This window comes from Bifidobacterium intestinale (assembly GCF_023656765.1).
GTDB lineage: Bacteria > Actinomycetota > Actinomycetes > Actinomycetales > Bifidobacteriaceae > Bifidobacterium > Bifidobacterium hominis.
Genome location: NZ_JAMOKR010000001.1, coordinates 138,549 through 152,656, shown reverse-complemented (window position 1 = coordinate 152,656; position 14,108 = coordinate 138,549). Strand labels below are relative to the sequence as shown.

Below are 14,108 nucleotides of genomic sequence, written 5' to 3'. Positions count from 1 at the left end.
AGAAACCACGGCAACATAGTCGGACCGTTACTCGCCCCATAGAAGCCGTTCGCGCTACTGATACTCCTCATCGAACAACGGCTGGGCCTTCGTGTCGATGAGCTTGGCGAATTCCAGATCCTCATCTCGTTCCGCTCGACTATCCTCCCATGGTAATTCATTTAGGCTAGAAACCGTGGTGGATGTCGTATATCCTGCAGGTTGGTTCCATGTCGAACGTGACCGTGTCGAACTGTTCGGGATGGTGCACGAACGTATCGATCAGCTTCCATTGACGACGGCTGATGCCGATACGATAGTCCGGGCGAACCATAAGCACCGGCGCTTTCGGCTGGAGTTCCTCCAAGAGCTGCGCGCGCTGTTCGAAGCATTCATCATCGTCGATCCATACGATCGGCGCGGGTTCATTCTCTTCGCATTCGATGCGTACGCGTCGTTGGATGGTCTGCCATTTGCCCGTCTCACGTCCCCATTTGGTGACGGGATCATACCAGGTGACGACATCGACCAGCATGGGATCCCAGCCGAGCATCAGGTCGAGGATCTGATTGCAGTACGGCTGCCAGGTGGACAGCCACCACAATTCCACGATACCGTCGACCGCCAACGCATACATCGCGTCGGACAGTTCACTGGACCAATGAATACGCCATGATCCTACGGGCGTGTGGGCTTTTTCGTTGCCGTCCAAGTGGAACGCTTTTTCCGGATCATACATTTTCACGTAGGGACTGTCGGGCTTCGCCCAGGTCATGACCTTGTTCACGCCGCCCCTGCGTAAAAGCTTGTCATTCGGGAATGCGTTGAGCACCCCATCGAAATCCGTGAACACCACAGGCTTGGAAAACATTTTCAAATCCGTCATCACCACTCCCCTTTTGATCGCCAACCATCTTCTGGTCTTGACTCTACGGCTTCCTCACTACGTTTTACCTGACAAATACTGACAGCATCGCCATCGTTTTATTTGCTACACTCGAATTGGTTCGGCACGAACGCCGAACGACCGCAGGCACGAGCATAGGCAACCGCAAACATGGTCCATAGATGCGCAAAACATGATGCGCGGACGCATCCAAAAAAGCGGTCACCATCACGCAAAGGAGCGAAACATGGCAGACGAATCATCAAAGATTCCAGAGAAAACCGTCGAACAAATCTTCGACGAACGTTATCCCCTCGACAAATGGAAGGATTCAAACTAATCGATACTCGATAAATTCTCAATGCGCGGCCGCAAAGGCTTCGTCACCGGAGCCGCAGGCGGTCTAGGACGCAACGCCGCAGCCGCACTCGCCCAAGCCGGAGCAGACGTCGCACTAGTCGACCTGCCCAGCCAAGAAGACAAGCTCACCGAACTGGCGAAAGACATGAGCGAACGTTTCGGCACCAACGTCATCGCGCTCACCTGCGACGTCACCAACGTCGAACAAGTAGCCGAACTCAAAACGCAATTGGTGGAACAGCTGGGCACCGTCGACTTCGCGTTCCTCAACGCCGGAGTCAACGTACCGGGAGATGACCAAGACGCCACCGAAGAAGTATGGACGCGCACCATCAACATCAACCTCAACGGCACCTACCGTACCGGCCGCATCGCGCATGAAATCATGCGCGAACACGGTCATGGCGGCTCACTGATCTTCACAGCCTCCCTGTCCGGACATAACGCGAACTATATGATGGGAAGTCCGACGCCGGTGAACGCGTATGGCGCCACCAAAGCGGCCATCATGGAACACTCACGTTACCTTGCTGCCGCGCTCGCCAAGGACGGCATCCGTTCCAACACCATCTCCCCCGGATACGTGTGGTCTGGAATTTTCAATGGCCGTATCGACATGCCTGGCCACGACGCCATGCTCGAAGTCGTGCCAATGCACCGTTTCGGCACGAATGACGAGATTGCCAGCACGGTACTCTTCCTCGCCAGCGACGCCTCCTCGTACGTTACTGGCACTGATATTCGCGTAGATGGCGGCTACAGCGTCTTCTAACCTCTAACAACCATCTAGCACGTTGAGGCCGGCCGTGGCTCACAGCCCTCCGACCGACCTCAACAGGCGCCTATTCGCGCTTTATATCGGCACGAAGTCCGAAGAACCGTAAGAAGCAATCACGTCGGCATCAATTCGCCAGTAGCCCGACAGCATTTGACGTTTCCGTTGTTGTCGGATGCCGATCTGACTGTGCATCGTTTGTATGGTGCGTATGGTGAGAAGAAATTATACGGCAAGGTCTATGAGGGTGTGATTCGTTCGACTTTCGTGATCGATGGTGATGGAGTGATTCGTGTGGCCCGAATCCATCCTCGCTACAGCAATCACGAACGCTTCTTGGGAATCCTTGTACAAGCCGGTTCCCACGGCGGAGCACATCGCGCCGCCAAGGCCGCCGAACTCGTTTACTGCGACGTTTTCGACAGGGATGCCCAGCACGTCGGCAAAGACAAAACATCATCACCTCGATGTGCATTGTCCTCATCTCGCTTATGCATGGCAGATTCGCGGACTTGTACGGAGGCATCTCAGCTATGCCACAAGTCATCGCTCAACCTCTTTCCAACCATGATTGCGGCCAAGAGAACGCCCACTTGGCCGCAATCACAAAACCTACACATCGAGAAAACCCGAAGAATGATACGAGCTGTCATCCGCAACCGGAACATCATCCTGTTCTTATCCTGCAACAACAATCACTGCTATGTTGCCGAAGCCTACGACTACAGACCAAGCAAACGGTTTCCGGAATCACTCCCATCTTGCTGATACGACGCTTCTCACACGCGTACCCCGCCTGTGGATGCTCTCGGAAAGAACACTCTCATTCACAAGAGATGCAGGAATGTAATCACCCGTCCGCTCATCTTTCTTGTTCACCTGTTCCGACAAGCCCAACGCCCACCGCTCATCACCAGCAAATAAAATCAAGCCACTTTTCGCAGATTCCACCACATAGGCAGCACTCGCCACATGGTTGAAGGCCTCACCTGCTATATCCAGTTTTGATTTTGTATGACTCCGCCGCTTTTCGTATGACGTGTTCCTGTCGCTATGTCTATGGGTGTAGTCCACGCGCTTCGCCGTAAAATTCCTTCGTACGATGTCGTCATAGAAATCCGATTGCCGGGCACGACGTCCCTTATGGAAGTCCATGTAGTATTCAAACCCACATAGATGGGCAAAACGCCTTTAGTAAACCTGATGGCAACTTCGCTACCGTCATCACATTGAAGAATCAACCGTCCCGAGGAAAACAACCGGGCATATGCGGGACGGATTTCGTCCCTTACTTTCCGAAGCCACTCCGCCTTCTCTTTGCTGTGGTCAGCCATCATTGCCCTCCGAATAAAAAGAAGGGAACAGATCTTTTCGGATCTGTTCCCTTGACGGGTCTGACGCCCACTGCTTGGGCGGTTCGCCACGCTCTCGCGGGACGTTTCGCTCACCCTTCCGCTTTCCAACGGTTTCGCACGGGTGGTATGCTACGCCTCCCTTACGGTTTCCACGTCTCCGACGTGGCGGAGGTATCCGGCAGTGACCTCTCGCAAGCCTTCCGCCGCCCCGACCGACGGCAAGCCGGTTTGGGGAATGGCACAAAACTTGTCATCCCAATAATAGCCCATGCACAAACAAAACCGTTCCGCTCACATCGAAATATTCGATACCGCGCTTGCTTTGGAACGAGAAAAATAGATCGTCGCGCAACGAGTCAAGCAAGCCGCGCGCACGTAAGGCGGGTATGATGACACCTATTCGCGCTTTGTATCGGCACGAAGTCCGAAGAACGGTAAGGAGCAATCATGTCCGACATCAATTCGCCAGCGACCCCAGCAGCGCAGGACTCCCGTACATCTGCACGACTCGAAGCGGGGCAGACGGCCCCGGACTTCACACTTCCCAGCGACAACGGCGATAGCATCGCGCTCTCCGCATTGCGCGGCCAGAATATCATCCTATACTTCTACCCTGCCGCGATGACTCCTGGCTGCACTACTGAGGCCTGCGACTTCCGCGACAACCTCGCACGCCTGCGCTCCCGCGGATTCACTGTGCTCGGCATATCAAAGGATCCGCTGGACAAGCTCGTCCGGTTCCGCGAGCGCGATCATTTGACGTTTCCTTTGTTGTCGGATGCTGATTTGACTGTGCATCGTTTGTATGGTGCGTATGGTGAGAAGAAATTGTACGGCAAGGTCTATGAGGGTGTAATTCGTTCGACTTTCGTGATCGATGGTGATGGAGTGATTCGTATCGCTCGGTACAACGTGCGCGCGAAGGGTCATGTTGATTCTTTGCTGCGGGCGCTCGACAAGCTTGATGGTTCCGTTTTCTAGTTTGGAATGCTTTGTTGTTTTGTTTGTGGATTAGCTTTTCTATGTGAAGGATGCAAGCTGACTCATGCGCAGAGCGAGAAGTGCTCAGATTGGAAATGCTCTATCTCGTAGAAGAACCGAAAATCTCGTCGCTCCCCTTGCTGAGGCGGTCATGAATTCTCCAAAAGGCGTAGCGTATCCCGGTAACGGTTTTCGATCAATGACACCATTACCAAGGTCGCAGGAACCGGTGTCACGATGATTATCGTGACACATGAAATTCGATTCGCCAAAAACGTATCCGATTGCGTCGTTTTCGTGGACAAAGGAGCGATTCTGGAACGAGGCACACCCCAGGAAGTGATTGACCATCCCCAGACGGCACGAGTCCAGGAATTCCTCAGCAAGATGGCGCTGAAATAACGGTTACCAGTTATTCCACAACTTTGTCCGGTACGAAGAGCCGCCCTTTCGATGGACGGCTCTTCACATATAGCGTTTTTTATAAAATTCTTATTTGCTGAAATGCCCGAGAAGTAAAAAAGACGACTCAATCTAAAGATTATTCCCTCTGACGCAGTAGACTTTTCCTATCAACGTTCTACAAAGATGTCCGGGAGGTTCGAAATGGTAGACTGCACACCTGATCCAAACCTTTTGGAATCGATGCGGTCTGTCGGATACAGTCTGAACACCGCGGTGGCCGACATCATCGACAACTCGATCGCCGCCCACGCCAAAACCATCAGCATCCGCTACTTCGACCACGGCGAAGATCCGTATATGGCAATCATTGACGATGGCGACGGCATGGACTATGAGACGGCTGTGAACGCGATGAAACTCGCCGGAACCAACCCGAACGCCAAACGCAACGCCAGCGACTTGGGCCGTTTCGGGCTCGGTTTGAAGACCGCGTCCCTCTCACAGGCGCGTTCCGTCATGCTCTCCACCGTCCAACATGGACGTCAGAACACGCTTCGTTGGGATCTGGACCATGTCGCGCGAACACGCGAATGGGATCTTGAAACCTTGGATGAGGAGCGGACCAATCTTGAATTGCCACGAAAAGTGCGGGATCTCATGCCTAGCATGCATGGAACATGCGTGCTGTGGCGCAACTTGGATCGTCTGGGAAACGTCGCGGGCGACTCTCTGCAGGATATAGATCAGGCCATGCTCGAACTGTCCGGATATCTGGGTCTCGTGTTCCATAGATTCCTCCACCCGTATCCGGAGGATGAAATCGAACGCATCTCGATAACCGTGAACGACGAGCCTGTACCGGAACGCGATCCTTTTCTCGTGAACAACCTTGCCACGCAGCGTCAACGGATGCAGCGTATCCCCGGTACCGATGCCACATTATGCGGATACACACTCCCCTATCAGAACAAGCTGACCATGGAAGACAGGAGCCTGCTTGATCTGAAACAGGAAAAAGGACACACCCTGTTCGATACCCAAGGCTTCTATATCTACCGCGCGTACCGACTAATCACTTGGGGCAGCTGGTTCCGCCTTCTCGCCCGCAAAGAGGCAACAAAACTTTCTCGCGTACAAGTCGATATCCCAAACAACATGGATGATGAGTGGACGCTCGACATCAAGAAGTCGCAGGCCACGCCTCCGAAGACCATACGAGATGCGATGAAACGTTACGTGGAGAAATTAGCCGCTCCCAGCCGCCGCACGCAACAGTTCCGTGGGCGCAAGACATCGAACGATCCGGAGGCTCGCATCTGGGACGTCATCAGTGACAGAGATGGCTCTTTTCGTTATGAGATTAATACGGACAATCCATACGTGAAAGGATTCATCGATAACCTTTCCGTGGAGCAACGACGCGATTTCAGCGGGATGATAAAAGTATTCGCCGCAGCGTTCCCATACAACGACGTGCAGTCACGGCTCTCAGTGGACGAGCATGGCGCGGAGAATAGTCTAACCGATGACGAGATACGTGAATGCGCCCAAGACATGTGGATGCTCGCGAACCAGTTGAAGCATATGAGCGCTTCAGCTTTTGTCGAGAAATACAAATCCAAAGAGCCGTTTTCCTTATGCCAGAATGCCGAAGAAATCCTGATGGAGGTGTCGCATGAATAACAGATGGACGAACATCAAGAACAAGGTAAAAATCTACTTGATGGACGAAACACCTTCGGAAAAAGAAATCGAAGATGCCCTGAGGACGCTTGCAAAGAAACATCCCGATCTATCCGAAGATTCCGAGGGATACGAACGTACTTTTCGTGAGTTGCGTAACGAATTGGTTCCCAAAATCGATGAGGGCATAACTCTCACTGGCCAAAACTCGACATGGAAACCATGGCTGTCAGATATGCAATCATCTGATACTTGGGAAACGCCTCGGTCAGATTCGTACTACCAGTACCTTGTCATGGAGAAGGACTCCGGCTATTCGACCCTCGACTATACCGCCAATGAGATAGTCAAACTGTTGGCGGATCCACGTCGTAACCAACCGGCAGTTTCCAGAAAAGGTTTGATTCTAGGCGACGTGCAGTCCGGAAAGACCCGCACCTATATCGCTCTGATGAACAAGGCTGCAGACTGTGGATACCACCTCATCATCGTATTGACTAGTGATAATGAGAATCTAAGACAACAAACACAGGAACGTATTGATACTGATTTCATCGGCTGGCAGGATGGAATCCGAGTGGGCATCGGAAAATACCAGCAGAATATTGCGCACCCCAGCCAGCTCACCAATGAAAATGACTTCGTTGCAGCCTACGATAAGGCATTCCATAGCTTTCCACGCCCAACATGGAATAGCGCCGCCCCCTGCGTGGCAGTGATAAAGAAAAACGCGTCAATTCTCTCTAAATTCAATAAGTGGTTTGACAGTCCTGAATTCGACAAGGATCTGCCTGTGCTCATCATTGATGACGAGAGCGACTATGCATCTGTCAATTCCGCCAAACTGGATGATTCTCCCACACGAATCAATTCACTGATTCGCAATCTGTGTCAAATCAGCTCCCGAACTTCTTACGTTGCCGTTACAGCAACTCCATTCGCGAACATCTTCATCGACGATGCGGATGAAAGTGATTTATTCCCGCAAGATTTCATTCACATACTCAAATCCCCCGAAGCATATATCGGAGCGAAGAAGCTGTTTGGTGATATGGACAGCACTCCTGAAGATTCAAGTTGCGTGAGAGAAATCGATGAAGACGAGCTGGAAAGTTGGTTGCCTGTATCTCATGGAAAGAACTACGACATCGTAGACCCCGAATTGGATGACCAAGTCAAGCATGCCGTCTGCACCTTCATCAATGCGTGCGCTCTCCGTCCCAACGCGGAAGACGAACAACAGTCCATGCTTATCCATATGTCACGATTCACCGATGTACAGCGTCAGATCGCTGACCGGGTCAGCAGTTATTTAAGACAGGTTGAGAATGCCGTACGATTCCACGCGGATGGAGATCCGAGAATCGATGACCTGCAAGAGGCTTTTGAAAGTGAGTATTACACAAGCACGGACATTTCTTGGGGAATGATGTTCCGACGGATAAAGCGTCTTGTCCAATCCAGTAGACTTCGTGTCAGGCTTGTCAACTCCGATTCCGATGACTGGAGCCTCAGAAACGATGTTCCACCGGATCTGACCTCCAACGAATGCACCATTTTTATTGGAGGAAACCAGCTTTCACGAGGTATGACGCTCAACGGTCTTATCTGCAGTGTGTTCTACCGAAAAGTGACAGCTTCCGATACTCTCCTGCAGATGGGGCGCTGGTTTGGATATCGTCCGAATTACGCGGATCTGCAACGTATCTGGCTATTGCCGGCATCCGTGCTTGATTACCGATACTCATGTTCTATCGTGGAAGAGCTCAAGGAATCCGCGAGCAGGATGAAGCATCTTGGCATGACGCCCAAACAGTTCGGGCTTGCCATCAGAAAGAACCCGAACAAGGGTGTACGAATCACCAATGCGAGCAAAATGCGCAACGCTGTGGAAGGAATCGGCTACCAAGAATTTGACATGGCAGGTGAAATCATCGAGTCAATCAAACTTGATGTTGATATGAAGCGTCGAAATCAGAACGATGAAGCATTCATGAAGCTTCTCAATGTCTGCCACGCACCACAAGTCATCTCATCCGTATCGCCCATGGTTGAGACACAGGTCTTTCAAAATGTTCCCGCCAAGGCCATCGTGGATTTCCTTTCCCAATACCGATCAGGCTATAGAGATACATTCTTCGGCCCTACTCTCATGACCTATCGCGATCAGGAAATTGAAATGAACACAAGCATGGCCGAACAGTACGCATGCACCCAGCTGTCAGAAAATCCCGATATGACTTGGAATATTGGCTTCATCAACGGCAACGGAGAACAAGTGGAAGGCGTCAATTTTCATTGGACCCAAGTCAAACGTAAATGCACATTTCGGGATAATAGACAGTTCCAAATCAATGACGACAAAATGCGCCTCGGTTCCAAGAACGATGCACTCAAGATTGCAGCCTGCACATATCAGCTTCCCATTGACCAGAAAAATAGTTCGGAGCGCCAATACTATCTGACCGAGTACTTCGGAGATCATCCAAGCCTTCTCTTCTATCGTATATGCGTGAAAAATTCCGATGGTCATCAAGGATTGTCACCGCAAGAAGGCCCTGGCATGCTCGGGGTGAAGCTCATTGTCCCGGTTGACGAGGTGAACTTGAACAAGCATCTCGGCAAAACGGTCTACATGTACAACACCGTCGCTCAACGACGTGAATTCGCCGAATTAAGCAGGAAAGCCGAAGAATACGGTGATGATTAAATGAGTCTTTCCATAAATGAAATAATCTCCCTCTGGAGAGATGAGGCCCGGCGTCCGGGACGCACCAACCATGAGCTGGACACAACTCTTCGACTACCCATCGTTCTTGGATGCACGGTCGATGGGCTCCCCTACATCATGCTGCTTACCGAACGCCAGCCTAAGACCTTGAATCGGTTGGAGGCCATCGACGTTCGCGTTAGTATGCGCGGGAACGCCAGACCTCGTGAGAAATGGGCGCTCACGTTTATTCTCCAAGATTGGAGTCTGATTCATGCCTTCGGGGAGATCTGTTTGGCTTTTGCGAATCGCATTGCGGATGCCCCTTCCGAGGATGCGGCATTGCGGCAAATATACGCGACAGTCGATCAATGGCAGAGGCTGCTGAAGATGTCCCGCAATTCCGACATGGCGAAACTGCTCCGCGGCACATTCGGGGAATTGGTTGCGGCGATGGAAATCGCACAACAGGCCGGAAAGACCATCGAAGAAGTATGCGTCGCATGGCAGGGACCTTACGCGGCTCCGCAGGATTTTCAGTTCCCGGATGAGAAAATCGCTTGGGAGGTGAAGACCATCCATAAAACGGCGGAAAGCATCACCATATCGTCTCCCGAGCAGCTTGATACCAGTGACAGAAGCATTAAGCTCATGGTTCTCGAGATACAGGAAACGAAGGATATGGAGCATGGGCTGACCCTTCCCCAGCTCGTCGATAGGCTACGTGAAAAAGCAGTCGATCCCGCGACAGTCACGGAATACGTGGATGACGGTCTGGCGAACTTGGGTCTGAATCTGTATTCGGGGCTGGTCTCCCAAACCGCATTCCGCATCGGTACGATATCTACCTATCGAGTCGAAAACGGGTTTCCGAGGATCGAACCCGGGACGATACCAATCGGCGTTTCGAATCTCACGTACCATATCAGCAGAAGCAACCTGACGCCATATCTGCAGTCGGAGAGCACATCGGCCATGGTGGAGGAATGATGGAAGAAATCGAGGAATACCGGCACGATCTGTGGAACGAGGTCCTTGAACTGGCGCGCGACCGGGACATATACGATCAGGAGGCGTTTTTCGAGACCGCCTGCGAAACGCTGCGAGACAGCGAGGCCATCACCGCATACCACCCCGCCTACTGTCGTTACGCCATGGGCACGTCCAAATCCTTGGCCATCGATGGATACGATCAGGACGCTTTCGAATTGGATGAATCCATCGTGGTTATTGTCTGCGATGACAGATTGACCATGAATGACCAAAACGCGCCGCAAACTATACGAGCTGCGGAATGCAAAAAATACTTCAAGGCAATGCAACGGTTCTTTGTTGCCGCATGGAACGGCGACTACCAAGCGCAAGCCGAAGAGAGTAGCGAAACCTACGAATTCGCTCAATTCATCAAACAAAACCGCGCCGGTATTCGTCGCGCACGATTCTACTTCATTACCGATCGCGAATACACCGGCCGTAGCGACCCAGAAGCTATCCAAATTGACCAGTACAAAAAGGAAAAGGAACAACAGCATATCAGCTGGGAATACCACACTTGGGACATACGCAGGCTTATGGAAGCGTCGCATTCCACCGGATTAGCCGAACACATGTCGATCGAACTGCCCGGCGGCATCGCCACGGTCAAAGCTCCTGACGATATGGAAGATATGGACACCTATCTTCTGTTCGTCACGGGGGACGTTCTTTCCGGATGGTACAAGAAGTACGGATCGAAACTGATGGAAGCCAACGTGCGGTCATTCCTGTCAATGCGTGGCAAAGTCAACAAAGGAATTCGTACCACCATCTGCAATCAGCCTGATAGATTCGTGGCCTACAACAACGGCCTCACCGCCACCGCCACACATGTGGAGACAGACGGACAAGGGCGGATCATCAGGCTTGATGACCTCCAGATTGTCAATGGAGGTCAAACCACCGCATCCATCTTCTACACAGGGCAAAAGGACAAAACCGATCTGAGCAGGGTCATCGTCCCTGTCAAACTCGTCGTCGTTCATGAGGATATGGCGCGAGAACTCGTCCCCTATATCTCCCGGTACACGAATTCCCAGAACAAGGTCGCGGAGGCCGACTTCTCTTCCAACAGCGAGTATCAGATAAAGCTTGAGCAGTTGTCCAAGCAGGCATTGACCCCGCCTCTGCCGGGCGCGATCCAGACACATTGGTATTACGAACGTGCCCGTGGCCAATACGACAGCGAGAAGAACCGTCGGGATACCGCTTCACGTAAGGCCTTTGAGAAGGCCAACCCAAGCAAACAACGCATTAAAATGGTTGACGCCCCCAAATATCTTGTTTGCTGGGACGGGCAACCTCAAGTCGCCAGTCTTGGAGCCCAGAAGTGCTTCGCTAAATTCGTCAACCAGCAGTCGGCGAACAAGAGCGCGGCGGATGAGTTGAACGTCGATTTTTACAAGCAACTCATTTGCAAGCGAATCATCTTTGATACCGTCTACAAACACATCAAGAAGGCCGAATGGTTCTTGGGAGCATACCAGGCGAACGTTGCCGAGTATGCCGTTGCCAAGTATTCCTTGGATCTGCGGCGTGCCGGTCTGTCCTGTGATTTCGACGCCATTTGGCGAAGGCAGTCCATCGACGCGCATATGCTCGGGTGCCTTCTGAAAGCGGGAGAACAGGCTTCCGAGGTGCTTAACGATCCACGCCGTCCCGTGCAGAACGTGAGCGAATGGGCGAAAAAGGATCAATGCTGGAACAACCTAAAGGGGAAGGCGACATGTCTTGATGCCGATGACGTTGAAATCGTCATGGAAAAACCCAAGCATGCCGCCACCAAGCGAGTAGTGAAAGAGGATGAAGTATCGGCTGCTCCGGAACCGCGACACAAGGCATCCAACGAAGCTGTGGAAGAACTACCCCCCGACAATGTTCTAGTATCCGACTGGCATGCGTTGACTCCCGAATCTCTTGAGAGACTCATCACTTTCGCAACTCCCAAACACTATTTGAGTCCAAAGTCAAAGAGCTCCTTGGAGACACTCATTTCCGGCGATGACCTGCCCATTAATGAAAACGCTTTGAACAATCTGCTCAAACGATGCTTGGATGCAGGCTTCCCGTTACGCGAACTGCAGACAAAGCAGCAGGTTTCATTAAGACCGGAAATAGATATCACTTCTGAAGACGCCAGCGTTGATGACAGACGTGAATTTCTCATGTCCATTCCAGAGCAGAACTGGCAGACCATAATCCAGTGGGGGCAGAAACGCTACATGATCAGCCAAGAGATGATGGCGGCATTGGCGAGACTTTCCAAAGGACTTCAACTGACCGACCGACAAACCGTTTTGCTATGGCGTTTGGGTAATGACATGGTGAAGCGCGGCTTCCCCGCTTCTCTGTTCAGGCCCCGGGATTAGCGGTAGTATCCGACAGATGGTTCACCTAGCCAGTCGGCAACGACCTGTGCCATTTGCTGCGCCAGCAATGGTGGCACGGCGTTGCCAACCTGCCTGTACTGATCAGTGCGGTTGCCCATGAAGAAGTAGTCATCTGGGAATGTCTGTAAGCGTGCGGCCTCACGCACGGTCAAACTACGGCACTGAGACGGATCGGGGTGGATGAAGTAATGCCCGTCCTTGCTGATGTGAGACGTGACCGTAGTCGACGGCTGATCGGGCAACTGTACATGGAACCGATCCGCGAATACTACCTCTTTGCCCTCGGCCGCGCCTTCGGCGTTCTTGTGGTTCGGCAACAGATACTTCGGGAAATCGTACAGCTTCGCACAAGTCTTATGTTCCTGCGCGTAAGCCGCGCAGAACAAATATCTATCCAGATCGGAATCCATGTGGTTACGTGCAACATGCTCGGGCAACACACCGCCGCCTGCAAGATGGCCTCGATACCAGTCGGCTAATGGATTCCGATCTTCAACACCGATGCCATCGGCATGCTGTGCGGAAGGCAGATGCCTGCCCTCCATCACGGGTTCCAAGCTCGGCCCCAATGCGGATCCCTCCGGAGTGAGCATGAGTTTTTCCGCAGCCTTGCGGACGTATTCCTTCCAGTCAAGCTTGTCATGAACTCTGGAGGAGAATCCAGAACGGATGCGCGGCATCTCCCCTAATACTTGGTCGACCGTAATAACTGGGCGTGGAGTCATCACTCCGGGAGCGCCCTGGCCGCACCCGCTCCTGGTACCGAACAGGATGACCCTATGACGGGCCTGGGGGACGCCGAATTCGTCGGCGCGAACAATGAAATCATGAGGCCGCTCTGGATCTTTCACAACCATAGAATGCAGCTCGTATCCCAACGCCTCCATATCAGCACGGATATGTCCGAACACGCCTTCGCCGTAATTGCGCGCGGACAGCAGCCCTTTCACGTTCTCCATGACGAATGCCGTAGGCCTGAGTACCTCGATGAACCGCAGATAACACTTGTAGAGCGTCTGCTTGACGTCCTTTTCGAGACTGTCCTTGTCATGGGTACGACGAGCGCGCCCGACAAGCGAATACGCTTGGCACGGCGGACCACCGATCAGCACGAGAGGACCGTCATGCCCTCGCAACCGTTTCTTCGCCATCTCGACAAACTCATCATCACCCTCTTTGAGGGTTCCTTGGATTGCCTCAGCTTCAGCCTCGGCCCACTCTTCTGGATGAGAATTCTTCAATCTTTCAAGATTCTCACTGGAAGGAGTCCTGAGATAGTCGATGTAATCTTGGGGCAGCTGTCCATTCGCATCCATAAGACGGCGAGCAAACGCGCGCAACCTCAATGTGGCGTGCGCGGTACGTTCCATCTCTATAGACATGATGGTACGGAACACCGGCTCACCGTTTTCGTCACGCAGGGAAGAGAATCCTTCGCCCATACCGCCCGGTCCCGCAAACAGGTCTATGACCGGTATTGGATCCATGGGCATAGTGAAAACTCCTTGAATTGAACGTCAACGGCTGTCCAAAACCCAGGATACCAGGT

At 52.4% G+C, this 14,108-nt stretch carries 8 protein-coding genes and 1 pseudogene; 7 read left to right on the top strand and 2 right to left on the bottom strand.

Going from position 1 to position 14,108, the window contains the following annotated elements; all coding sequences use genetic code 11:
* Nucleotides 1-166: 166 nt before the first annotated feature.
* Nucleotides 167-865 (bottom strand): hypothetical protein, encoded by a 699-nt coding sequence (locus NBH13_RS00565; protein ID WP_250778517.1) that lies wholly within the window; start codon nt 863-865, stop codon nt 167-169.
* 361 nt (nt 866-1,226) lie between these two features.
* Here NBH13_RS00565 and NBH13_RS00560 point away from each other — a divergent pair, with 361 nt between their 5' ends.
* From NBH13_RS00560 to NBH13_RS00530, 7 genes and pseudogenes are all read left to right on the top strand, one after another.
* Nucleotides 1,227-1,997, top strand: coding sequence for an SDR family NAD(P)-dependent oxidoreductase (locus NBH13_RS00560; protein ID WP_033513081.1), 771 nt, complete (start codon nt 1,227-1,229; stop codon nt 1,995-1,997).
* A 147-nt stretch (nt 1,998-2,144) separates the two neighbouring features.
* Nucleotides 2,145-2,327 (top strand): annotated as a pseudogene (locus NBH13_RS00555) (redoxin domain-containing protein); the annotation flags it as partial.
* Nucleotides 2,328-3,802: 1,475 nt separating this feature from the next.
* On the top strand, nt 3,803-4,336 hold the full coding sequence (gene bcp / locus NBH13_RS00550; RefSeq protein ID WP_099571902.1) for a thioredoxin-dependent thiol peroxidase: 534 nt from the start codon (nt 3,803-3,805) through the stop codon (nt 4,334-4,336).
* A 645-nt stretch (nt 4,337-4,981) separates the two neighbouring features.
* Nucleotides 4,982-6,424: an ATP-binding protein gene (locus NBH13_RS00545; RefSeq protein WP_250778516.1), complete on the top strand. Its 1,443-nt coding sequence runs from the start codon at nt 4,982-4,984 to the stop codon at nt 6,422-6,424.
* Nucleotides 6,417-9,134: a Z1 domain-containing protein gene (locus NBH13_RS00540; protein WP_250778515.1), complete on the top strand. Its 2,718-nt coding sequence runs from the start codon at nt 6,417-6,419 to the stop codon at nt 9,132-9,134. Before NBH13_RS00545 ends, NBH13_RS00540 begins: the two co-directional genes overlap by 8 nt.
* Nucleotides 9,135-10,124 (top strand): PD-(D/E)XK motif protein, encoded by a 990-nt coding sequence (locus tag NBH13_RS00535; protein WP_117645389.1) that lies wholly within the window; start codon nt 9,135-9,137, stop codon nt 10,122-10,124. It begins immediately after the preceding gene.
* Complete coding sequence (locus NBH13_RS00530) at nt 10,121-12,538, top strand: AIPR family protein (RefSeq protein ID WP_250778514.1); 2,418 nt, start codon at nt 10,121-10,123, stop codon at nt 12,536-12,538. The genes NBH13_RS00535 and NBH13_RS00530 overlap by 4 nt, the downstream gene beginning before the upstream one ends.
* Here NBH13_RS00530 and NBH13_RS00525 read toward each other — a convergent pair.
* Entirely contained in the window at nt 12,535-14,052 is a 1,518-nt protein-coding gene (locus NBH13_RS00525) for a DNA cytosine methyltransferase (RefSeq protein ID WP_250778513.1), read from the bottom strand. The two genes, NBH13_RS00530 and NBH13_RS00525, sit on opposite strands and share 4 nt — an antisense overlap.
* Nucleotides 14,053-14,108 lie beyond the last annotated feature (56 nt).

What these genes read in the sequence shown, in the direction of transcription:
- NBH13_RS00560 (WP_033513081.1), top strand. Translation starts at nt 1,227, where the DNA reads ATGCGCGGCCGCAAAGGCTTCGTCACCGGAGCCGCAGGCGGTCTAGGA.
- NBH13_RS00545 (WP_250778516.1), top strand. Translation starts at nt 4,982, where the DNA reads ATGCGGTCTGTCGGATACAGTCTGAACACCGCGGTGGCCGACATCATC.
- NBH13_RS00525 (WP_250778513.1), bottom strand. Translation starts at nt 14,052, where the DNA reads ATGCCCATGGATCCAATACCGGTCATAGACCTGTTTGCGGGACCGGGC.
- NBH13_RS00530 (WP_250778514.1), top strand. Translation starts at nt 10,121, where the DNA reads ATGATGGAAGAAATCGAGGAATACCGGCACGATCTGTGGAACGAGGTC.
- NBH13_RS00540 (WP_250778515.1), top strand. Translation starts at nt 6,417, where the DNA reads ATGAATAACAGATGGACGAACATCAAGAACAAGGTAAAAATCTACTTG.
- NBH13_RS00535 (WP_117645389.1), top strand. Translation starts at nt 9,135, where the DNA reads ATGAGTCTTTCCATAAATGAAATAATCTCCCTCTGGAGAGATGAGGCC.
- bcp (WP_099571902.1), top strand. Translation starts at nt 3,803, where the DNA reads ATGTCCGACATCAATTCGCCAGCGACCCCAGCAGCGCAGGACTCCCGT.
- NBH13_RS00565 (WP_250778517.1), bottom strand. Translation starts at nt 865, where the DNA reads ATGACGGATTTGAAAATGTTTTCCAAGCCTGTGGTGTTCACGGATTTC.